Below are 23,929 nucleotides of genomic sequence, written 5' to 3' on the forward strand. Positions count from 1 at the left end.
GAACCTAATATTTTTAGTCTTTAATCACTTTTTTCAATACCTAGTTGCTCCAAATTCGCTGCTATATCTTCAGCAGCAGTTGGGGCATTAATATCTTCGTCTATCTTAATTATCTTGCCATCTTTACCGATATAAAAGGTAACGCGACTGGCGACACGGACAAAATTTAGCACATCATAGGCCTTCGCTATCTCCTTGGTTGGATCACTCAACATGGGAAAGTCGGCTTTCTGTTTCTTGGCGAAATCTTGATTGTCTTCTAAGTCATCGACACTGGCCATCATATAAACCGCGTTATACTCCCTGATTAAATGCCCCTTCTGAACGAGAGAGCGACACTCCAGAGTACAGCCACGAGTGTTGGCCATGGGATACCAAGCTAGGACTAAGGTCTGCTTACCTAAATAATCACTTAGCTGATAGAAGTTACCGTCGGTGGATTGCAATCTGAAATTTGGCGCTGTATCTCCAACCTTTAGGTCGGTGGCCATGGCGGAGAAGCTGAGTATGGATAACAAGATAAGCTTGAGCGACATTTTAAGCATTTTTAGCACCTAGTATGAATATTGATTGTAATACCGCTTGGTATTACTAGTCCTTTCAAGTTACCACATTGATAGATGCGTGTAAGCTTATAGAGATTAAGCTAAAGAGATCTTTGTAGAGTGATAGAGCATGATGTGCAGATTTTTTATCGCTCATCTTCCTCGAGAAATTCCCCTTTTATTTGCATCGATTAAGGGGATTCCATCGAGTGCTATGGGGAGTTTGAAGGTGACACTAGTATGCATTCTTGCTGTTTTCTGAATCTATGAGTAGGTTGGCATAATTGATCCAGTCGATGATGAGTGCCTTGACTAACATCTGAGTCCCAGGATCTACCTGAGGGTGTTGACCTTTTATTTGCAGGGATTCAACGACCCATCTAACCTCCAATGGGGCCAGGGCTATCTTGAAGTTGTCTTTAGGGCTTGGGTTATTGTCTCGTTGTGGATTGATGGGGCTGCACATCTGATTTTGAACTGTGAGTGCCAGTCTTGGATTTATGCCACGTAGTAGGGTGACAGTCATGCGCAAAGCCCCGCGACTAAAGGTATCGGCGGTTAACACTAACTCTTGCTGATTCGGCATATCCCTCTCCTTTTGGCTGTTCACTTCCTGTGACCCACTGGTATTTTTACAATTTGAGCTAGCTAACTCAAAAAACTTATCTATGTTAGTGACTTCAACTTAAACAGACCGCCTCTAATAACCTAACTCAGAGGCAGTACTATTTTATTGTTGTAGCGCCACCTGAGACTCTGAAGTCGGAGTTTCATCGACTCCAAAGGTCCGTTTAGCTTCTATATCTGGACTCTTGAGAGTGTAGACGGTTTCTCTATCTTGCTGCTCACTTTCTATCAGTGATAACAGGCCTTGCCAGTTTATAACCTCAGTGATGGGCAGTGGAATATCCGCTCGAGTACCTACACTGGATAGCAACTTCCCCTGCATGTCATAGGTGAGGCTTGCCGTAAGCTTAATTTTAATACCGCTGTTTGGTAAGGTGAAGCCGTATTGTCTGCCTAAGTCACCAGAAGTCTTCTCACCAATCAGGGTCACACGTGACAATGATTTGGCAAAGTAGGCTATCCACTCACATTCCCGTCGACACTCAGGGCCTATGATTAAGCCAAGGCGATTGGAGCTAGACCTGTCAGCCTTATCTATCGGCAGTTCTGTGGCTAGAGGGGATTTTCTGCCATACCAGAGGCCGAATCGTTCAGGGTTAGTCAAATCAATCGTTTGGTTGGCATGACTAAATTCAAGTTGCTCGAAGACATTAAACTCATCGAAAGGAATAAAACCTAGGGGTCTGAGAAAGTTTGATTTGAAATCGAGGGAGCGGCGATATTGCCCTAGGGCAATGAGATGCTGGGGCGTTAGCAGCTGATTATAGCCAGTTTTGGGATTCGCATAATGTCGGGCGATAAAATGTAATAGCTTATCGCTGTCTCCAACAGCCTTTCTTAAATCTATGATGGTTAATGCCTGGCGTGTGCCTTTTTCTAGTCTTGCTACTAACTCAGAGTCACTATCATAGTGAGATAGTGAATCGATTGAGATGTATTCAGGCTGACTGGTTATGCCTGAATCACTCGAGCTGTCCACCTTGCCGGCGATTAGGTCTCTTGGAGGCTGAAACTGGTGTTTGGCAACTGGCAAGGTCAACTGAATATTGGAATCCTCATCATCGCTAAGAGACAGGGTGACTTGGGGGTTGAGAGGTAATCCCATGCTGTGTCTAAGAATATCAAGTTGCGAAAGCCAGTGTATGCGCTCACTGACGCTTTCCTGCAGATGGGGAGAGATAAATTTCTTGCTAGCTTGCTCCCAACGGGAGAGGGGAAGTCCATCTATATGTGTAATGAAAGGGTGATCTGGGTCTATTGGATTGGCGTCTTCATCCAGTGCAAGCCAGGAATCTGCCAATGGTTTGAGGATCACAGGTAAAACAGGCAGTGGCTCATTGGGGGATGTGACTATTACGCCGGGATCTCCCAGAGTGGTGAGCAGCTTTACCACCTCGGCATAAAAATATTGGGACTCGAGAGTGTTAGTGGCACGGTAGATAAGCGGCCCAATATCAGCTTCTATCTCAGCGAGGCGTTGCTGGTCTAATGCTGCAAAAGCTGAATGCAATTTAATTTCGTTTATCAAGGCATCAAGATCTTGATGCATTTCACTCTGAGTTAGACGAGTTTTATATTCGACAGAATATAGGGTTAAGCGAGCTAACTGCAGGGTGCTGATCAACAGGCAGAGTCCAAATACATTGACTATCTGTGGAAATCCGAATCTCAATCTCTCTCCTGATATACTGGTCGTTACCGCTTGGAAGTAGCAAGAGTCATAGGCTCTATTTATTAGCTAGCCTAGCCTAAGCGATTAAAAATGGTTTAAATACAGTCAGCTAAATTATAGCTGACTTTTATCTTTATGAGCCAGTGTTAATCAAGACAGATTTGGAACACAAGCCGCTAACTGTATGCTATCTCACCCCCCAGCGCCAGCGCACCTTATCTATAAAAGATCCATGATGGAGATGCCGACACCTATGCGTTGAGTATGGGCATTATAGTCGATAAGGCTCTCTGCGTAACCGTTAAAATATTGAGTCTAAATTCTAAGCTGGCCTACGAGTGGCTAGCTCCATGTGGCCTCAGCAGCGCCATACTTGTCGCTTGAAAGATTATTGCGCAGCATTAGGGTAAACCTATGTTCATCAACGCCATAGACATCTGTGAGCTCAAAATTGGCCATATAATCTAAAATATCTGGATTATCATCGAACACCTTATACATGAGGGAGAATTTTAAGCTGATTTGAAACTTAGCTTCCACCTCATTGAGCTCAAAAGGATGCTCGGCGGCATCCTCTTCGAAGGGCTTCATATTGAAGCTGGGGCTATAGGTAACGGGCAGTATATAGTTCACATAATTGGGGGTATAACGAAGGGCTGCTCAGAGGTCGCCAGCTCATTTTGTATTATCTCATCGACTAAGGATTCAGGCTCGGCCCTGTTTATGTCTTCTATGGACTCACTCACCTGAGTAGAGGTAATGCTGAGTAAGCTCGATAGCAGAGCAGAAGTTAGTTTCTTTTGATACCAGGGGAATACAGATTTTCATTGTTCATCTATGGATTAATAAGTCTAATTTACGCCTTGTTGAGCAGATAACACCCTTCAAAGCAAAAGGTTAAAAGACTGGCATATGTTTGTTTGCAGTTTGTCTGGGTGATGAATACAAATTCCTGGTTGTTAATAACTAAAACGTATAACAGTAAAGAAATAACTATTTATTAAGTTATAAGTAGGCGGTTATATTTACACTATGAAAATCGTGTGTGGGACATAGAGATGGAAATAGTCGCTTTACCTGGCCAGAGAGCCGGTGGAAAAGTTTGGTTAGTGGGTGCAGGACCAGGAGATGTAGAGCTATTAACGCTCAAAGCATACCGAATCTTACAGACTGCCGATGTTGTCCTCTACGATGCCTTAGTCAGTGAAGAGATCATGGCTCTGGTCCCCCAAGATGCCGAGAAAATTGCAGTGGGTAAACGTGCGGGTAAACATAGCGCCGGCCAAGATGAGATTAATCAACTTTTAGTCACTAAGGCCTTTACCAGGCAGAATGTAGTGCGTTTGAAAGGGGGGGACCCATTTATTTTTGGACGCGGTGGTGAAGAGTTACAAACCTTAGTCGAGGCTGGGTTAGAATTTGAAGTGGTACCGGGTATCACTGCCGCCAGTGGCACATCGGCCTATGCGGGTATTCCTCTGACCCATAGGGACTATGCCCAAGGGGTGACGTTTATCACCGGGCACTGTCAGCTAGAGAGCCGTCCAATGGACTGGAAAGCTTATGCAAACCCCAATAACACCTTAGTCATCTATATGGGGATTTTAAATGCAGGTTTGATAAAATCTGGCTTGTTAGGGGCTGGACGAAATATCGATACCCCAGTGGCAATAGTCTCTAAGGCCACCACACAAGATCAAAAATGTTTCATCGGAACCTTGGGAGAGTTAGAGCGATTGGCTGCAAATCCTGGGCTTAAGATGCCCGCCTTGATGATCATAGGTGAAGTGGTCGAACTCGCCGACAGCTTAAACTGGTTTAAGCCCGACTCAAATCAAAAAGACAGAGTTCGAAACGAGTGGATTCAAACTGACTTAGCTCAAAATAAATAGGCTCAAAATAAATAGGCTCAAACTAAATCAATGCACAGCGAATAAGTTCTAGGCTTGAATCAAAAATTAAAGGCCGATCTAGCACGCTAATGCCTTATTTCAAGGCTATTCAATCTTGAAGTCCTTAGCGAACAGAGACCTCATGGCCTTGGTATATTCATTGTCGGCTTTAGGGTGAACAAGTTGAGTAATTTCATCACCAATCGGCGTTAAACGGTAGTAGTTAAATAACAGATGGCCGCTTTTTGGGGTCAGTTTCATCTTAGTATCTAGCATGGTGAAATGTATGGGTGTCTTGCTGTTTAATAGGCCGGATTCAAACTCACTGCGGTGCAGTATCCCTGCATCTATCAAGGTGAGAATACTGGAATAGGGTAGACCGAAATTTGATAAGCCGATATTGATGGGTGATGACTTTCTAAATATCTGGCCAATTCCTCCCGCATATCGATAACCTATGATGAGCTTCAAGCGAGTTTCATTGTTAATTTTAACCGCCATGCCTAAGGCTTTCTCTAATATCTGGGCTTCTTTATGGGTTAACTGTTTCAGTGTTGTCAGGGTCCTTAGGCTAAAGTTGCCTGGACTTGTGATCTCATTGGCGAGAATTCTTCCCCATAACTCCTGCATCTTACGGTTATGTATCTGTTCTGCGATTTTAAAAAATTGATGTGACCAATCGGGATCGAGATCTGTGCCGGTTACATCTGATGGCGTGATACTTAACGCTATCTTATAGATGGTTTCCAGGTTGGCTTGATACTGACTCATGAGTTTACGCTGCCTGTGTTCGGCGCGCTCCGCGACCGAGGCAGTAGTAGCACTATAGCCCTCTTCACTGCTCAACCCAATACGAAGGCCTAGCTGAAGTGCTTTCTTGCGCGCAGATACATCTGATTGCGCTGATTTTATTTCGCTGATTTTCGCTATATCGGCCATATCATTCTCGATTTAATATCAAAATACGCCTTGCACTGATTGGGTCAATTCACCTTTATTACTAGGCTCGGTGAGCTGGGCATTTTTGTCGGGCTAGAATTCAATTCACTTTTATTGTCTAGGCTCGGTGAGCTGGGCATTTTTGTCGGGCTAGAATTCACTTCACTTTTATTGTCTAGGCTCGGTGAGCTGGACATTTTTTCTGGACCAACTCCACTTGACCTCATTACCTGGCGACGGATCACTAGGAATATTTCTGGCCAGTATTAGTGAGCATACTGCAAATCCGGCTCCTATATAAAATACAGCTTGAGGTGAATATAACCAGAGTAGACCCAGTAAAACTGGGATCACCACGGCAGCAATATGATTAATGGTGAAGCTCACCGACATGGTGGAAGCAATATCTTTGCCGTCGGCAATCTTCTGAAAATAGGTCTTGATGGCGATTGCCATGGCAAATAACAAGTGGTCGATAACATAGAGGGCCGCGGCAACTTCGGGTTGCTGCACCCAGGCATAGCTGACAAAGATGATGATCAGGCCTAAGTATTCTATGGTGAGTGCTCGGCGTTCACCTATACGGCCGATGAAACGACCAATGGCAGGCGCAAACAGCAGATTAACGACGTAATTTATCAGAAACAGGCTAGTGATTTCACTGACGCTATAACCAAACTTCTCTACCATCATAAAGCCGGCGAAGACCATGAAAATCTGCCGTCTGGCACCAGAGAAGAAGGTGAGCAGGTAGTAGAGCCAGTACCTCTTCCTGAGAATGATCTTCTTATGCTGTGCTTCACCCACTTCAAACTTAGGGAAGTATAAGGTGACAACCAGCACCATGATTAACCCCAAGCAGCCTATTAGCCCATACATATACACATAATCGAGTTGTAGCCAGCTCATCACTAACCAGATGCTGGCATAACCTGAGAGTGCAGCTGCAGAGCGCCAGGCCAGAGCTTTTCCGAGAAAACCTGCAGTGTCCTTTTTGTCTACCCACTGTAGCGTCAAAGATTGGTTTATGGTCTCGAAGTAATGGAAACCTACCGACATGAGCACTGTGGTGATATAGAGGCCGAGTACCTGAGGGAAAAAGCCGGTAACCGCGACACCAATGGATAGAACTGCCAGAGAGACTAAGGCGAAGGTTTGTTCCCGCAGGAGTAATAATACGAATATAGCGGTGAAGGCTAAGAAGCCTGGAACCTCACGCAGACTCTGAAGAATACCTATCTCTACGCCGGTAAATTGGGCTTTCTCGATGACGAAATTATTGAGCAGTACCTGCCAAACTGCGAAGACTAGGGACATGATGAAGGTCATCCAAAGCAGTAATTTTTGCGGGTTTCTATGCTTCATTAGGCCTTCCATATGGCAATTAATGCGGGTTACTGGTGTCATTTACAACGAGCATTGGTTAGCTGAACTTTAGATAAAGAATAGAGATAGCATGGGTCATTCGGGTGCCCCCCCCCGATTTATTATGCATAGCCTAGCGAGTTAACAACTAGTTTACATGAGTTTTTTATCGATTGGTTAGCGATTATTTGTTCATTTTAGTTTCATCTTCTAGTAATGATTGCCGTGAAAATTACTGATACTAGCCACTCCCACTAGTATAAACGCCTCACATTCTCGCCTTATAGCAGTACAAAACACTCATGCCAGCATTACAAATGTAATTATTTTGTAAATGCTGTTGCAAAAGAAAGTGTAAAATCTAATGCAAATCATTTTCATTTACTGTATTTTGTTGTGGAATTTATGTTGCGCTGTTAATTTGTTCGGAGAGATAGATGAAAACTAAGTTAAGTTTGTTGGCTTTATGTATTGCTGGCTTTAGTTGTACCAGTGCCTTAGCGGCATCGAATCCGGCTCAGTTGGAGCAGGCGATTGCTAAACAGGAAGCGGAACTCAATAAGCTTAAACATGATCTGGCCGAGTTAGCCGCTCAGCAGAAAATGCAGCAAGCAGAGCAAGAGAAGCAAGCCGAGGTTGTTGCAACGACTAATAAAGTACTCACTGAGAGTAAATGGAGCAAGTTCTCTTTTAAGTCATACGGCAGCATGGTTTACACCAGTGATGAGTATTACCAGAACGTACAGGATACCAGCCCCGAACGTCGTGGTCGTTTCGATCTTGAGCGTATCGTCACCGAGTTCGGCTACCAGTTCAACGATGAATGGGACATGGAAGTCGAAATAGAGTACGAACATGGTGGTACGGGCACGGCCCTTGAATATGATGGTTTCGATGAATTTGGTGAGTTTGAAACTGAAGTTGAAGCCGGTGGTGAGGTGATGATTGAGAAGGCTGAGTTGAGATATCGTCCCAACGATGCTTTCGGTGTTAAGTTCGGTAATATCCATCTGCCAATTGGCCTGACCAGTATTTTACACAAGCCAAATCAATATTTGACAGTACAGCGTCATCGTAGCGAGGCTGCAATGTTACCCGCTGTTTGGAATGAGATGGGTGTCGGCATATTTGGTGAGATGGCTAACTTCCATTATCAAGCCCAGGTTGTCAGTGGCCTTAACTCCGAGTATTTCCGTACCTATGATTGGATTGCATCCGGCCATCAAAAGCGCTTCGAGCATGTTAATGCCGACGAGCTAGCCTATGCAGTGCGTCTGGATTACGGCAACTTCAAGCAGGGCAGTGCTGTCGGTGTCGCTTATTACTATGGTAATACCTCAGACAATCGCCATAAGAGCAACAAGGTTAGCGGTGATGGTACGGTCAGTATCTTAGCCATATCTGGTGCTTTCGTTCAGGGTCCTTGGATCTTGCGCGGTCAATATCTTAACGGCACCTTGAGTGATGCCGATGCAATCACACAGGCAAATAAGACAACACCGGGTCTAAAACCAGGAAACTTTGCTCAGCTTGGCTCCGAGTCTGAAGCCTTCTTTGTCGAGGCTGGCGTAGATTTGAGTCATTTTACTCCAGTCCCTATTACTGTTTTTGCCAATATCGATTACTCGAATCCCCTAGCCGATGTCGATACAGGTACCGGGTCTAAGCGCTACGAAAATACCTGGACCAGTATCGGAATTAACTATTTCCCAATTCCTGAGATTGTTATCAAGGCTGAAGCTGGACGTCAGCAAGTCGCCATGTCTTCAATTCCAGATACTAACTTCTTCGCTCTGGGCGTGGGTTACCAATTCTCACTATAACAAGTCAACTTATTGTCATTTAACTCGATGTCGCGTGTGTTCATACATAAGGGATGAGCACACCTCTAAGACTCGGGGAGGCTTTGCATAATGTGCAGGGCTAGACGCACCTAATTATGAAGTAAATATGGAGTTTTACATGAAACAACTTAAGTATTCTGCAGTGGCTATCGCACTCATCTCTACACTCGCCGCATGTGGCGGTTCAGGAAGTGATGACACGACACCACCACCTACTGATAACAAGTTTGAATTTGCCGCGACTGAGATGATCACTAACTTGACCGATGATGTCATTATCAGTGGCTACTCGACGCTGGCGATAAAAGGCGAGGAGATGTTTCTTGCGTCTCAAACTCTAGTGGCTAACAAGACTCAGGCTAACCTGCTTGCAGCACAAGAAGCCTGGAAGGCGGCTCGTCAGCCTTGGGAACAAGGTGAGTCACATATCTTTGGCCCAGTAGATTCATTAGGTATCGATCCACATTTAGATAGCTGGCCATTAAACACTACAGACCTTAAAACTGTGTTAACTGATAACTCAGGTTTCTCTGCCGATACCATCAAGGGTTGGAACGATGATGTTCAGGGCTTCCACACCATGGAATATCTGTTATTTGGTGACGGTGTTGCCGATAACCAGAAAGATGTTGCCGACTTAACTATGTCAGAAGCGGAATACTTGATGGGTCTATCGGAAGTGTTCCGTGACTACACCAAGACTCTTGATGATTCATGGTTGATAAGTCATGACGGTCAAACAGGTAAAGCCTATGGTGAATTAGTTAAGAATCCGGGAACAGCGGATAACACCTTTTACGCTTCTCAGGTCGGTGTGATCCAGGAGCTGGTAAACGGCATGATAGGTATTGTCGATGAAGTGGGTAACGGTAAGATTGCCGATCCATTTGGCACTTCGGCAGCAACTGCTGATACCTCTAAAGTTGAGTCACAGTACTCATGGAACTCACTGACAGATTTCAGCGATAACATCATAGGTGTGCGTAATGTCTACCAAGGTGAGCTAACGGGTGCCAGTGACAAGCAAGGCATTATCGATTTCGTTAAGGCCGGCGATGAGGCGCTTGCACTGCGCGTAAGCAGTGAAATTGATGATGCCATCATTAAGATCCAGGCTATCAAGGGCTCTAACAATATGCCATTCCGCCAGGCAATTGCCGATGCTGAAGGTCGCGTAAGAATCCAAACTGCTGTGGATGCGCTTTCTAAGCTACAAGCCAGTCTGGAGTCAGATGTTGTTCCTCTACTTAATAAGTGGAAAGTATAACTTCCTATCTAATTAGTTAGTTTGACTAGATGAAACAAGGGAGGCACAGGAATGGCCTCCTTTTTGATTTAAAAATATTAAGTAGCAATAAGAATAAGATAGATAATTCGCTGCTTAAGTTAAAAATGTGTGTGGGATGAAGATGATGAATTTTAATCGATATCAATATACCAGCTTAGCTCTCGCTATCTGCTTTGGCTTAACTGGCTGCGGTGGCTCAGGTGAAGATGCCCCTGAACCTAAACCCGAAGAAAAAGTATACCCAAGTTTTACCGATATAAAGGCCAGTGGCGGAGAGACGACCACCTTTGATGCCTCTGAATCGGGCCATGGTTTCTCAACACCAGCACCTAATTTATCTGAAGCTAGCCTAGGGCATCACCTTGAAGGTGATCTTGGCTTCGAAACTGCCTTTACAACGGCACCAAACGTCGAACATCCAGATTTAGATGGTCTTGGACCTGTGTTCAACAATACCGACTGTAATTCATGTCATCAACGAGATGGCCGTAATTCGACGCCTCTGGTTCCAGCGGGCCAAGAACGAATTAAGCTAGGTTCTGAAGCCGGGCTTTTCTTGCGTATCAGCATGGCGCCTGCCGAACCATGTACCCAAGGTACGCTGGCAAATGATTACTGTGCCCCTATCCCAGTGCCTAACTTTGGTGGTCAGCTGTTCCACCGTGGCGTGCTGAAGGCGCGCCCCGATTGGCGAGATAACATGTTTGGCGGTCAAGCGGATGTGTATCTCTCCTATGAAACCAAGGCTGTGACATATCCTGATGGCTCAAGCATTACATTGAAGAAGCCTGTGTTTGCAGTAGAAAATCCTTATGATGCACCGGGTGAAACCTTAGCTAGTGCTAACGTGACATCGGATCTGCTCCAGGACGATGTCTTGATGGGCTGGCGTAACGGTATGCCTGTATTCGGCTTAGGTCTGCTTGAAGCGATCCCTGAGGCGGATATTTTGGCTCTGGTCGATGAGAATGATGCCGATGGCGACAAGATTTCTGGTCGAGCTAACTTGGTCTTCGATGCTGTTAAGGCGCAAACCGGTGACACTAACCCAGTTTCTTTAGGACGTTTCGGTTGGAAGGCCAACACCCCGAGCGTAAGAGTACAATCTCTGGGCGCACTTCGTGGCGATATTGGCGTAACTAACCCATTGTTTCCCGATGAGAGTGTCTTTAATACCGCCTTGCATGATAGCTACATGACCAGAACTGGCTTCGTTGATACCGGTGAAGGAGTCAATGGCGAGCCAGAGGCTAGTGCCGAGTTCAGTGATTCTGTGGTCTTCTATGCAGAGACTTTAGCTGTGCCGGCCAGACGTAATGTCGATGACCCGAATGTACGTGAAGGCGCGCGTCTGTTTGAGCAAGTTAATTGTACTGGCTGCCATAAGGCCAGCTTCGTGACTAAATCGACTGGTGATATTGGCGGCGCACCTATGATAGATGCACTCAAGGGGCAGACCATCTACCCATTCACCGATATGTTGCTACATGACATGGGTGTAGAGCTCGCCGATGGACGTCCTGATTTTCTTGCCGACGGTAATGAGTGGCGTACCCGTTCATTATGGGGCATAGGCTTGACTCAGACCGTGAATCCACAAGCTGGTTTCCTTCACGATGGTCGAGCCGCAACTCTGGAAGAGGCTATATTGTGGCATGGCGGAGAAGGTGAGCAGAGTCGCAATGACTTTATGGCGTTGACTAAGGCGGAGCGAGACCAAGTTGTCGCCTTCCTTATGTCGTTGTAAAGCTTAACCAGTAACCAGCTAGCCCCTATAGCTAGAATCTAAAACGGAGCAAGGTATTGCTCCGTTTTTATTAGTACTCTTTTTGTTTATTTAACCTCGAAGGGCTAAGGGCACACTGGATATATAATGTGTTTTGCAACACATAGCACAAGTCTAGTTTGTCACTAGTCACTTGCTGTCGGCTTCCGAAAAGACCTTCGTCTCTCCTGAGGGGGCTCATTAACAGCAAGTTGGTCTTGAATAGGGATTTTTATCGATTGTCATCCAGTTGCCGAGGCCTGCATCTAGGCTCTTCTATTATTACTGAAGTTTTAAGTTAAACTTTGAGTAATAGCATATGTAATATTCGTCTTTTGCGGCTGCCAGGAACTTGGTAACTTGGCTTGGTAATATTTAATCGGCTTGTTTTTAGTCGGAAAATTGAATGAAACCATTGATTTTCTGACTGTTCGAACTAATCTAATAAAAGGGGGGTTCTATCATTTTACCCTGATGGCTATTTTATTTTCTTAGCCTAGTTCTAGGCTGGACTTTATCCAGGTAAAGTTTGGATACAGGTGACAATTGCATAAAATGGCTAACTGATATAACTTATTTATACTCTCAGGATCCCAAGTTGGTCTTATTGGACGTGTATGGCAAGTGTCTGTTTATGACTCATGTGGAGTCCTTGGATTTTAAGCTGACTTAAGGGGCAAGCTGATGGCCTTTTTTCTTTTTTTTAAAGTAGAGTAAAATATTGTCACAACTAGCAGCTACTAGACTCTTCGCCGCTCCACTCCACTCGTCTAGAGAGAGCTAATCATGCGCGCTTTCAGCATCTTCTCTAACTACCTAGTCCTATTCTCTATCTTGGTTGGCATTATACTTTCGGGTGGGCTCGGCTATAGCTTTTATCAAAATGAAACTCAGGCCATAGAGTCCGACTTTAGGCGAGATGTCGACGATAAGGCCGCAGCTTTAGAACGAGAGCTCTTGATTAATTTAGAGGTGCTCTATGCGGTTAAGGGCTTATTTAATAGTTCAGATGATGTGAACGAAGCTGAATTTAAACAATTGGCAAGTAGCTTTTTGGTTAGGCATCAGAATATACAGGCATTAGAGTGGATCCCCAGAGTTAGCCTGGAACAGCGTGATAAATATGAGCAGCAGAGAAGGAAATTCTATCCCGATTTTGAATTTACCGAACGTGAATTTCAGGGGAGTATGATCCGAGCGACCGATCGAAAGGAGTATTTCCCTGTCTACTATGTCGAGCCCATGGAAGGCAATGAGGTGGCATTCGGTTTTGACTTGGCGTCAAATCCTAAAAGAGACAAAATACTCAAGAAGTCACGGGATCTGGACCTCGCACTGGCGACAGCCAGTATCACCTTAGTACAGGAAGTCTCCAATCAGAAGGGATTTCTGATGTTCATGCCTATCTATCTAGGTGATCCAAATACCTTAATTAAACGTCGAGAGCAACTGACAGGCTTCGTGCTTGGAGTATATAGAATCGGCGATATGTTCGAAACTGCGATTAGGTATACAGGGGCTCAAGGCATTAATTTAAAATTGATAGATAATACCAGTATCTCGGCTGAGCAACTTTATTCAAGTTATGCTACCGAGCAACACCAAGATAAGACACAACTAAAACTCATCTACAATAAACCTTTGAGCCGATTCGGAGGGCGACAATGGACCTTAGTAGCCACCCCGTCACTTGGCTATATTGCAGAGCGCAGAAGCTTATTGCCGTTTATTAGTTGTGCTTTTGGCGTGTTATTTGTACTACTTGCTGGTGCGTATATATCTGCCATTATTCGACGTAGCTCGCTGATAAAGGTTGAGGTAGAAGCGCGAACCCAAGACTTGAACGAAGCCAAGTTGGAGCTAGAGCAATTATCTCATACAGACAGTTTGACCAAGATTGCCAATCGTCGAAAATTCGATGATAAGTTTGAGAAAGAGTGGCAGAGAGCCGTGCGCAGTAAGACTTCACTTTCTCTTATCATGATAGATATCGATAATTTTAAACAGTTTAATGATCATTATGGACACTTGGCAGGAGATCAATGTCTGAGGGATGTGGCTAAGTCATTGCAGAGTACCATGAGTCGCAACACTGACTTAGTCGCTCGTTATGGTGGTGAAGAGTTCGTTATCTTACTGCCAAATACTAATGAACCTGCGCTGCTTGCGGATAAATGTTTAATCAATGTTGAAAAGTTACGCATACCCCATGAACCATCCAGTGTCTCTGAGTATGTGACCATAAGTATCGGGGTTATCAGCACTAGCCCCACATACAATAGTGACCCTTTAGCGCTCAGTGCCAAAGTGGATAAATTATTATATCTAGCCAAAGACTTAGGTAAGAACAGAGTCTGCGTTGATGAGCCCATAATCATCCCCAATGGCGATGTGATAGATTTTAAATCACCAAATAAGTAATTTTACTTCTCTACCTTCTACCTTCTACTTTCTCCTGTGCTTCTTAATCTAGTTTCCCCACTAGGCTAATTGTCAATCTTTGTAACAAGTTACTGACTTTTTGATCGGATTATGGTTAACTTTTGTATAACAGTTTTATTGGTGTATGGATTTGGCTGATAGGGGCACTCTAGTTCAGCAAGCTGATTCACATACTTAAGTCATAACTTTTATCGATATTCCCCAGGGTTGTTAATTCCAACTATGAATATTTTTTCAAAATACATCACCTTTATCACTATCTTGATCGGGCTGGCTCTATCTGGATATATAGGTAAGAGCTTCTATGACGAAGAGACCAAGGCGATAAAGCTAGGCTTTCAAAATGATGTAGATGATAAAGCGGCAGCGTTAGAGAGAGAGATCTTACTCAACATCGAAGTGTTACACGCAATTAAGGGCCTCTATGACAGCTCGGATGAAGTGACAGCTGTGGAGTTTCATCGTATTGCTCAGAGTTTTTTAGTCAGGCATCAGGATATTCAAGCATTGGAATGGGTTCCTAAGGTTGAGGCTCGCGACCGACTTGGTTATGAGTCGGCTATGGGGACTCAACATCCAGATTTTGAGGTCACAGAGTTCAGTGACAAGGGTATGCTAACCGCCGGTCAGAGAGATATTTATTTCCCCGTTACTTTTATTGAGCCAATTGCCGGTAATGAAATGGTTTTAGGCTATGATTTTGGGTCTAGTCACCAGAGGCTTGCTATCATGGATCGCGCACGGGATCTTGATAAGCCTGTAGCCACGTCAAGCATCAGCCTGCAGCATTACAGCTCAGATCAGCAAGGTTTCCTTATCTTTGTACCAACTTATATGGGTGAGCCCACCACCTTAGTGAAACGACGGGAAAGGTTACGTGGCTATATACTGGGCGTATATAGAATTGATGATATGTTCGATAGTGCGATCAAACGTACCTCGGCTGAAGGGATCTACTACTCGTTAGAAGATAACTCCTATGAGCCGGCTTATGACCAAGCTATTAAAGCTAGCTTAGCCGAAGGAGTAGAAGGGGCTAGTGTGCTTTACTCTAATTTCCCTTTAAATCTGAGCATTACTCAGACTCAGCAGGCATTTTCCTATATCAAAACCTTAAGGCCTTTTAGTGGGCGGAAATGGTCGATAGTCGCCACCCCAAGTCTAGGTTATGTTGCCGAACGCAGAGGTCAACTTCCCTATACGATTGCGGTATTTGGTGGGTTATTTGTCTTGTTAAGTGCGCTATATGTTTATGCCATATTGAGACGAGCAGAATTGATTGAGAAAGAAGTTAAACAGAGAACTGCAGACCTCAACGAAGCTAAGCGTCAGTTAGAGGAGATATCTCAAACCGACAGTTTAACTAAGATCCCTAATCGCCGCTGTTTCGATGAAAGCTTACAGGAGGAGTGGCAAAAAGCGATCCGTAATAAGTCTCGACTGGGCTTGATTATGATAGATATCGATCATTTTAAGCTCTATAACGATACCTATGGCCATCCTGCAGGAGATCAATGTATAAAAGATGTGGCGCAAACATTGAATCAGACCCTTAACAGAGGTAAAGATCTGGTGGCGAGATATGGTGGCGAGGAGTTTGTGGTGATTTTACCCCACACCCGGGATTGTGTCTCTCCGGCTAAGCGTTGCCAGTACAATATAGAGCGGCTGGAATTACCCCATGAAACTTCCATGACCAGTAGTTTTGTCACCGTGAGTGTTGGGGTTTACAGTATTTTTCCAGATAAAGACTCAGATCTGTTGGAGTTTATCGCTCGGGCCGACACTGCACTTTACCAAGCTAAGAATGAAGGTCGGAACAGAGTCTGTGTCTATGAAGAGAAAGATAAAGAGGGCATCATAGAGACTCTAGACCTCGCCTTTTCCAGTAGTGCATTAGCAAGCTAGTCTCGCTATTTATCCTCTATGCCCTAGAGATACTGCTGCGTTCTCTGCTGTTGATCTGCCTCTCTACTAGGCTTGAGATGATAAACATCAAGAGGTAGCCAGTACCTAGGGCTAAGATCACCGCCACAACATTGTCGGTTGCCTCGCTATAAAGGTAATAGCTCACTATTAGGCCAATAATACCGCTTATCCTGATCATCAAGCTGTGGGTGAATAATCCGTGAGCCTTAATGAAAGCTAGCTGATAGGCGTTCAGTATCATAAAGACGAAGAACATGGAAAAGTGCATTAGCACAGGAGCTGCATGGGCGTATTCCGGCGGAAATACCCAGGCTACTATGTCATGGTTGAATAAAAGCATAGTAATGAAGAAAACTGAACCTATGATAATGGCCAATTTATAAATCCATCGTTTTATCTGTTTAATTTGCTTGAAGTCAGAGTTTCGTACACATACCGCAAGTTCAGGCAAGACGAATCGATAGATGGGGAAAACGAATAAAAGTGTCAGGTAGGTAATCACAGGCCTGACAACCACCTGAAAGTCTCCGAGTTCTTGGATGCTAAAGTGAGCGACCGTGAGTAGCACAGTAATGTAGATCATCAAGATGCTAGCTCCTGCCTCCAAAGAAGCGGTAAAGCTCTTCTTGACGAAATTGACCAGGCTAGAATTCATATTGACCGAGTCTAAAGGGGGCGTAGCTATCTGTTTTCGTCGGCTGATAAACATAAAGCCAGCCATAGCTAGAGAGGAAAACATCATGGAAAAAAATAGTGAGGCTATGGCGGCTTGCCCTAACAGATAGAAGCAGATAAAGAAGATTAGCACCTGCACTAAGGGCTCCATCCAAGTCACCTTGTTGGAGATCTGGTACATTCGGTACATGGCTATCTGATTGGTAAAGTAGACCTTAAATCCCATGCCTAAGATGATACCGACCAAGTGGAAGTATTCCACCTGGATATGTAGCTGGTGCTTGATATAAGGTAAAACAAGTCCCCAAGTGATTAAGACCATAGTGATTAGGCTATAGCGAAAAATATTGGTTATATCTTTATCATTTTGTGTTTGCGAGTAGCTCACCACCATGGAGGAGCGAAAGCCTGTCATTAGGATCAGAGACAGTGAGATGATATCTATACTGGTGTGATAGAGGGCCAGCTCCTCTTTGGCAACCCACTGGGCTAGCCAAATCTTAAAGCCGAAACCGATACTTATACTGGCCAAACTTGCCCAGATCCCGGCTATAAAAGCTGACTTTACTCGTTCGATTGCTGTGGTTTTCATCACACTCCTGGCCGACGGCGAGGGAAGGGAGAGGTAAGCTCAAGTATTCAATCGGCAGATGATTCTACCTCGATAATATGCGCCGCCATAGTGAAGTAAAGTAAAGGTGTGACTTAAACATTCTTGAAATTCTTATGATGGGGATTTTCTAATGTTTATATAATTTTACTATAAGATTTTGTGCGCACTATCCTTGCCGTTATTTTCGGTATAACCTTCTAACTAGAATTCGTTATTTTCAGGTTCAGCCTTGTTATCAACTCACTCCGATAGCCATTATCAATTAAAGATAGCCAGCTTTAATCTATTTAATTTTATTGCACCTCCCGATGCCTTCTATGAATTTGACAATATTTACACTCAGGAGCAGTGGCAGAAGAAGCTAGATTGGATTACTAAGTATCTTAATGAACATCAGCCTGATGTGATCGGTTTTCAGGAGGTGTTTAGTCCAGATGAACTGCAGAGCCTCACTAAATCCTGCGGCCTGGATTACTTTTGCGTACTGGACTCTCCTCAGGTCATGGATGATTTTATCTATAGTAAGCCTGTCGTTGCATTGGCTTCTCGTTATCCCATCAAGCAAGCTGTTTCGGTTAATGCCGATCCAGGATGGGCGGCAAAGATGGGGCTAGAGAGTGAATTTGAATTTAGCCGTAAACCTCTGCGGGCAACGGTGGAACTGCCCAAACTTGGTTTATGTGACTGCTATGTGGTGCATTTTAAGTCTAAGCGTACCCTGTTCGATGTACAGCAGAGCAAGGCAGGTTCCTATACAGGCTCTGTTAAAGAGACTAGCTCAGCAGCTGAACTGAATATCGGCCAATTACTGGCAGTGGAGGCTCTGGGACAATGGGGCTCGAGTATTCAGCGAGGCAGCGAAGCTGCTCTGTTACGCTACGCTATGGTTGAGCGTCGAAGTCAGACACAAAACCCTATGATATTGATGGGGGATTTTAATGATATTTTGAGTGACGGTGTGCTTGCAGCCCTAACTTCAGTAGATACCCGCATTAAACCTCAAACGGTTATAGGCCAGGGAGCCATGGGAGATGTGGCTCATCAGTTAGGTTTTTATCGTTTACAAGATGCCTATGATCTATACCAAGCGAGTCAATATAGCCTGTCAGAACAGGCGAGACCTGCGACTCATTACTTTTTTGCTAAAGGCTCTGTGCTGGACTATATCTTGCTCTCTAGTGAATTTGATGCCAAAAATGATTTGAGTCTGGCTGAGGTCGGACGCTACGAAACCTATGACCGCCACTTAATCAATCCCAGCTTCGAGCATGACAGTCAGAGTACAGATCATGCTCCTGTGATGATTAGCTTAGCTATCAGAGGCTGAGTTCTTATTATATTAATTTCACTTACTTAAGCTAATTATCTAGCCTAGCTATGACTATAGGTGTCGGCTGCAACCTTAACTAGCATGCTATGGAATGCTAGCCTGAATGACACCGAAAGTGTGTAGCGGAATGGACTTGGGAGTATAATTACACCAATGTTTAACATTTTAAGCGGCAGACTAAGCCTTGAGTTATGCCTTTGTTGCTTCTATTTCGATGAAAAGTAGTGAACTAGTGAGGCCAAGACAAAAAGAGTTGGTTTGAGTATCTGTGCTTAAGTGGCATCTAGATGATAATTTAACGGGTAATCACTGCGAACACCCATACAATGTGTGATTTTTATCCATATTGTGGTTTTTAACATATAAATGGATCACATTTTTATTGGCTGATGGGGAAAGGCTATCGGTAAAATGCCGACTTGGTGATAAAATAGTCGTACTGAACCGGAGCTTGTTCATGATGGACGCTATCACATGTATCAGGGAAATGATTTCATCTAATAATGCAGCACAGCATTAACATTCCAATATTTAGATTAGCGCGATGAGTCGCCCTGCTATTTTCTCATTCCCTGAGTTAGAACCTTGGTCTTTATCTATTTATATCGCTGGTATTAGTTTTATCTATTACTAACGTCTATAGACCACTGGAGTGAGTTCTAAAAAGCATGAGCCGATTCAGGAATTTATTTTTCGTCCCCCAAGACCCTATAAGGATATTTAATGCAAGGTAAGGACTCGAGTCAAATAGAGCAATCTAAGTGGTCATGGCTGAACCTGAGTGCTTGGCTATGGCCCTTCTGCCTGAGCGAAAAGTTCAAGTTTGCCTCTAGAGTCTCCTTGAGTATGGTTTTGGCTTTTCTCATTCCTATGGCTATGGGTTGGCCTCAGGCATCGACGGCCGCCACCACTGTTATGTTGATCGCCTCAACAGGCAGTCGCCGTGAGTCTCTCGCTTTGGGGACCTACAGAGTGATTGGCACCTTGATTGGCGCCGTTGTCGGCTTGCTATTAGTGGGCCTCTTGGCTCAAGAGCGCTTTCTCTACATGTTAGTGGTGTCTGTGGTGGTCGCGGTCATCTTCTATTTCCGCAATGCCTATAAGAAAGACCCAAGCGTGTTTATGCTTACCGGGGTGATGGTGTTGATGATGTCTAACGGTGGCGATGCCAACGGTGCCTTCATCTATGGTGTCGACCGCGCCTTTATGACTACTTTTGGTGTAGTGGTGTTCACTCTGGTCAGTGTTTTCCTGTTTCCGGTCAAGACTGAGCAGAACCTTAGGGTATTGGCCCGTGAACTGAATCGAATACAGGGGCAACTTTTTCATCTTCTGACCTCTCCTAAGGAGACACAAGTTCGAGGCTATGCTCTTGAGCCTATTGATCTGGATGGTGTCCATGAGTCGGTAGAGCCAACAGATGTGTCATCCCTAGTGAAGCAGCTTTTTGGGGCTCTGGCTGCCTTGGAGCAAAGGTATATTTCGATCAGCGCCGAGTGCAGCGATGTCTCGGCCTATAAGAAGGAGTGGGATCTGGCTCTGCTGTATTACAAACAGATCACCGAGTTACTGATTTTTGTCGCCGAGTCAGGCTCCCATGACACGAAAGAAAGTGAGAGGTTAAGCCTAGAGCGCTTTATCACAGATTATGAGCAAGCTGTCCAAAAGTTAGCGGCTCTTTTTACCGAGTCGGATCAGGCTTGGGATGATAAAGAGCACAGATTCGAGGTCATAGAGCAGAGAGTGACTTTAGATGAAGAAGCGTTAAAAACCTGTACTCATCTCAGCAGAGGTAAGGTGCTGACCATAGCTTACTTGCTTAATCAGCTCCACGAAAAGTTGTCGCGGCTGACGGCAACCATCAGCTGTATAGATTCAGTGACAGGCAAGGTAGATTTCAGCGAGAGATTTCCTAAATCTCTATCTCAGTTTATCTGGTGGGATGCAGAGAATGCCAAGACGGCAGTAAAAGTGTTCGTCACCTATTGGATCGCGGGACTCATCTGGATCTACTTCAATCCACCGGGGGGCTACTCTTTTGTGATCTTCTCAGTGATCTTCATGTCCTTATTTTCTTTCCTACCTGTGCATCCAGTGATGTTGCTGGTGCTATTCACGTTCGGCTTCCTGTTTGCGGTGCCCTCATATCTATTCGTTCTGCCCGGACTGGCCTTAAGTGCCGAGCTCGGAATATTTATCTTCATTTATACCTTCATCGCCTTCTATATATTTAAGGAACAGGTGACCATATTTTTCCTCTTGGGCCTGTTTTTACTCGGTATAGATAACACTATGCAGTATAACTTTGCCGTGCTTCTCAGTGTCATGATGATGTTTTATCTGGTGGTCTTGATGATCATCTTGTCCTATTATTTTCCCTTCTCATCGCGGCCAGAACACCTGTTTCTAGTGATGAGGGAGCGCTTCTTTAGGCATGCCGCCGGGGTACTTAGCAGTAATCAAATTGCGCAGCCTAACGGCCGGCAGAAACTCAGGGCAGATTGGCACCTGATGACCATGAACGTCACTGTGAAAAAGTTAACCCTCTGGTCCGCAAAAATTAATAATAAGCTGTTTCAGCAAACGACACCTGAGGCGCTAGCGGCCTTCTCTGCTGCTTGTGAATTGCTTAATAACCATATCAATATCTTTGTCTCGGCCCAAGATAAGTTTGCTAGCAATCAGCTGGTGTCACAGGGACGGCAGTCTTTCAATAGCGAGGCTTTGTTTCCTATGACCAAGTCTCTTGCTGGTGGATATAAGAAAGAGACCTTAGACCAGGTATTTCACGGTTATGAGTTGGATTATGAGGATACAGAGCAGCAGTTGGAGGACTTTCTCAATGGTCAAGATCTGTCTGTGTATTCGTCAGCGGATATCTCAGGATTCTATATCTTCCTCAACCTCAAGAAAAATGTATTTGATGCAATAGGTCAGTGTAAGCAGGCCTATGAAGATATCAGTTGGAACAATTTGCGACAGAAGCGATTTTAGGAAGGTGGCAATGTTAAATAAGTACGTCAAAACCTGTCTGGTTATGATGCCATTACTTGGGCTCTCGGCATGTACTAACCTGGGACCAGATTTTCAGACTCTGGCGCCAAAGAGTTTGCCCAAGGCTTGGAGTGATTCGGCTTTAGTAGACCATGAGGCTGAGATTGAGCAGACAGCCCAAGATTCCGCCATGTGGTGGAAACAGTTTAATGATCCGACTCTAAATATTCTGGTTGAGCGAGCCAATAAACAGAATCTGGATATCGAGGCCGCGGGTCTGCGTATCTTGCAGGCAAGAATGATCTTGGGGATCAGTGATTCACTCAATTATCCTCAGGTGCAGGTGGCATCGGGTAGCTTGGCGAAAGTGTATCGTAATGATAACTCGTTTAATAATCTGGCCCTGTCATTCGACGCCGGTTGGGAGATGGATATCTGGGGTAAATATGCCCGAGGTGTCGAGGCCTCGGAAGCGGCGCTTTATGCCAGCATAGCCTCCTACAATGATATTGCCGTGACCATCACATCGGAAGTGGCAAGAAACTACATTAACTTCAGGACTTTTCAGGAGCGAGTGTTGCTCTCTAGGCGAAATATCCATATCCAGGAGCGTGTGGTACATATTACTCAGGTGCAGTACGACTCTGGCAATGTCACTGAACTGGATGTGCAGCAGGCCAAGAGTCAGCTCTATAGCACTCAGGCCGCACTGCCTTCACTTAAAATTGGCATGATGCAGGCTAGAAATGCCCTCGCCGTGTTACTCGGAGTGATGCCCAATGAGATAGTGCCCATGCTCGAGTCGGAGCAGCTTAAAGCTAAAGTCGATGCCTATAGTATCGAGTATGGCAAGAGCGAAACTAAGCGTTCCATGACAGATGAGAGCAGTGTGTCTATCGTGCCAACGCCGCCCATGCTAGATGCCCGCATCGATGCCTCTTTAGTGATGCGACGTCCGGATCTGCAGGTTGCCGAGTTACTCGCCCATGGCCAGAGTGCCAAGATAGGCTTGGCAGAGGCGGCCCTCTATCCTAGCTTTACCCTGTTTGGTTCTATCGGCGTCAACAGCATGCGTCCCAGTGGCCACAGTTTTAGCCTCAGTGATTCACTGACTCTTACTGCCGGTCCCTCTTTTTCTTGGAATATTTTTCAATATGGGCGGATTAAAAATAATGTCCGTCTCGAAGATGCTCGCTTACAAGAGGCGCTCATAGGCTACAACAAGAAAGTGTTGCTGGCGGTACAAGAGGTGAGTGGCGCCCTGGAATCTTACTCCCTGTATCGGGAGCAGAAAGCCCTGAGAATGAGTTCGGTTAATGCATCGGTTCGCGCATTCAACATCTCCATGACCCAGTATGAGAATGGCCAGATAGGTTTTGAGCGACTGTTAAACTCGGTAGAAAAGATGACCCGTAGTGAAGACAGTTATGCCCAAATAAAAGGTTATGTGGCCAATCAAGTCGTGGCGTTATACAAGTCATTGGGTGGGGGCTGGCAGATAAATAACGGCAAGGCTCTCATCAGCGATGAAACCAGAGAAGTGATGAGGCAGAGAACCGATTGGGGAGATGTCTTAGATGAGCCTCAATTCCTGCCGGCTTCGGGCAATAATTCTACAGCCTCTAAGGCTGAAGCTATAAGTTCTCAGGTTGCTAATCAAGATAGTCCAGCAGCCTCTAAAGTTGAAGCTGTGAGTTCTCAGGTTGCTAACCAAGATAGTTCGACAGTTACTAAAGTTGAAGCTGTGAGTTCTCAGGTTGCTAACCAAGGAGAGCAAGAGTAATGGACTTACCCCATGAACTCGCGGCGGGAGATATCTATTTCTCGCCCCTGCTACTGGTTCTAGTGATGGCGACAATGGCCAGCTGGATAACCGTTGCCTTGTTGAATAAGACAAGATTGTCGCGTTTTATCGCGTTTCCTTCGATTACCTTTATGGCGATAACCTTGTTCTACGTTATCGCCATAGATAGTTTATTTTTGCGCTTCTAAACGGACCTTTGAACAAG

At 44.9% G+C, this 23,929-nt stretch carries 16 protein-coding genes and 1 pseudogene; 10 read left to right on the plus strand and 7 right to left on the minus strand.

Going from position 1 to position 23,929, the window contains the following annotated elements:
• Positions 1-20: 20 nt before the first annotated feature.
• From SVI_RS02780 to SVI_RS20985, 4 genes and pseudogenes are all read right to left on the minus strand, one after another.
• A complete protein-coding gene (locus SVI_RS02780) occupies positions 21-545 on the minus strand; it encodes a peroxiredoxin family protein (protein ID WP_041419609.1) in 525 nt (174 codons plus the stop codon).
• Between the two features lie 235 nt (positions 546-780).
• Complete coding sequence (locus tag SVI_RS02785; RefSeq protein WP_041419610.1) at positions 781-1,131, minus strand: hypothetical protein; 351 nt, start codon at positions 1,129-1,131, stop codon at positions 781-783.
• Between the two features lie 144 nt (positions 1,132-1,275).
• Complete coding sequence (locus SVI_RS02790) at positions 1,276-2,844, minus strand: S41 family peptidase (RefSeq protein WP_231847765.1); 1,569 nt, start codon at positions 2,842-2,844, stop codon at positions 1,276-1,278.
• 219 nt (positions 2,845-3,063) lie between these two features.
• Positions 3,064-3,605 (minus strand): annotated as a pseudogene (locus SVI_RS20985) (phospholipase A).
• 297 nt (positions 3,606-3,902) lie between these two features.
• On the opposite strand from SVI_RS20985, the gene cobA reads away from it, so the two are divergent.
• Positions 3,903-4,736, plus strand: coding sequence for a uroporphyrinogen-III C-methyltransferase (gene cobA / locus SVI_RS02800; RefSeq protein ID WP_041419612.1), 834 nt, complete (start codon positions 3,903-3,905; stop codon positions 4,734-4,736).
• 105 nt (positions 4,737-4,841) lie between these two features.
• On the opposite strand, the gene SVI_RS02805 is transcribed toward cobA, so the two are convergent.
• Both SVI_RS02805 and SVI_RS02810 read right to left on the minus strand, forming a co-directional pair.
• Positions 4,842-5,675 (minus strand): TIGR03899 family protein, encoded by an 834-nt coding sequence (locus tag SVI_RS02805; RefSeq protein ID WP_013049873.1) that lies wholly within the window; start codon positions 5,673-5,675, stop codon positions 4,842-4,844.
• Between the two features lie 168 nt (positions 5,676-5,843).
• Positions 5,844-7,040 (minus strand): MFS transporter, encoded by a 1,197-nt coding sequence (locus SVI_RS02810; RefSeq protein ID WP_013049874.1) that lies wholly within the window; start codon positions 7,038-7,040, stop codon positions 5,844-5,846.
• A gap of 437 nt (positions 7,041-7,477) precedes the next feature.
• On the opposite strand from SVI_RS02810, the gene SVI_RS02815 reads away from it, so the two are divergent.
• From SVI_RS02815 to SVI_RS02835, 5 genes are all read left to right on the plus strand, one after another.
• Positions 7,478-8,863, plus strand: a complete 1,386-nt coding sequence (locus SVI_RS02815) for a porin family protein (protein WP_013049875.1) — start codon at positions 7,478-7,480, stop codon at positions 8,861-8,863.
• Positions 8,864-9,002: 139 nt separating this feature from the next.
• On the plus strand, positions 9,003-10,151 hold the full coding sequence (locus SVI_RS02820; RefSeq protein WP_041419614.1) for an imelysin family protein: 1,149 nt from the start codon (positions 9,003-9,005) through the stop codon (positions 10,149-10,151).
• Between the two features lie 145 nt (positions 10,152-10,296).
• Positions 10,297-11,919 carry a di-heme oxidoredictase family protein gene (locus tag SVI_RS02825; RefSeq protein ID WP_013049877.1) on the plus strand — a complete coding sequence of 541 codons (1,623 nt, stop codon included), beginning with the start codon at positions 10,297-10,299 and terminating at the stop codon, positions 11,917-11,919.
• Positions 11,920-12,723: 804 nt separating this feature from the next.
• The gene (locus SVI_RS02830) at positions 12,724-14,358 is read left to right on the plus strand and encodes a CHASE domain-containing protein (protein ID WP_013049878.1); all 1,635 of its coding nucleotides are present in this window, start codon (positions 12,724-12,726) and stop codon (positions 14,356-14,358) included.
• A gap of 243 nt (positions 14,359-14,601) precedes the next feature.
• The gene (locus SVI_RS02835; protein WP_041419615.1) at positions 14,602-16,287 is read left to right on the plus strand and encodes a diguanylate cyclase domain-containing protein; all 1,686 of its coding nucleotides are present in this window, start codon (positions 14,602-14,604) and stop codon (positions 16,285-16,287) included.
• Between the two features lie 16 nt (positions 16,288-16,303).
• On the opposite strand, the gene SVI_RS02840 is transcribed toward SVI_RS02835, so the two are convergent.
• A complete protein-coding gene (locus tag SVI_RS02840; protein WP_013049880.1) occupies positions 16,304-17,575 on the minus strand; it encodes an MATE family efflux transporter in 1,272 nt (423 codons plus the stop codon).
• A 250-nt stretch (positions 17,576-17,825) separates the two neighbouring features.
• Between SVI_RS02840 and SVI_RS02845 the strand changes: the two genes are divergently transcribed.
• The 4 genes from SVI_RS02845 to SVI_RS02860 all read left to right on the plus strand — a co-directional run bounded on the left by SVI_RS02845 (position 17,826) and on the right by SVI_RS02860 (position 23,912).
• A complete protein-coding gene (locus SVI_RS02845; RefSeq protein ID WP_013049881.1) occupies positions 17,826-18,923 on the plus strand; it encodes an endonuclease/exonuclease/phosphatase family protein in 1,098 nt (365 codons plus the stop codon).
• A gap of 726 nt (positions 18,924-19,649) precedes the next feature.
• Positions 19,650-21,920, plus strand: coding sequence for an FUSC family protein (locus tag SVI_RS02850; RefSeq protein ID WP_013049882.1), 2,271 nt, complete (start codon positions 19,650-19,652; stop codon positions 21,918-21,920).
• A gap of 10 nt (positions 21,921-21,930) precedes the next feature.
• Complete coding sequence (locus SVI_RS02855) at positions 21,931-23,703, plus strand: TolC family protein (protein ID WP_013049883.1); 1,773 nt, start codon at positions 21,931-21,933, stop codon at positions 23,701-23,703.
• Positions 23,703-23,912, plus strand: a complete 210-nt coding sequence (locus SVI_RS02860) for a DUF1656 domain-containing protein (RefSeq protein WP_013049884.1) — start codon at positions 23,703-23,705, stop codon at positions 23,910-23,912. Before SVI_RS02855 ends, SVI_RS02860 begins: the two co-directional genes overlap by 1 nt.
• The last annotated feature ends 17 nt before the right edge of the window (positions 23,913-23,929 follow it).

Origin of the sequence: Shewanella violacea DSS12 (genome assembly GCF_000091325.1) — a bacterium.
Taxonomy (GTDB): Bacteria; Pseudomonadota; Gammaproteobacteria; order Enterobacterales; family Shewanellaceae; genus Shewanella; species Shewanella violacea.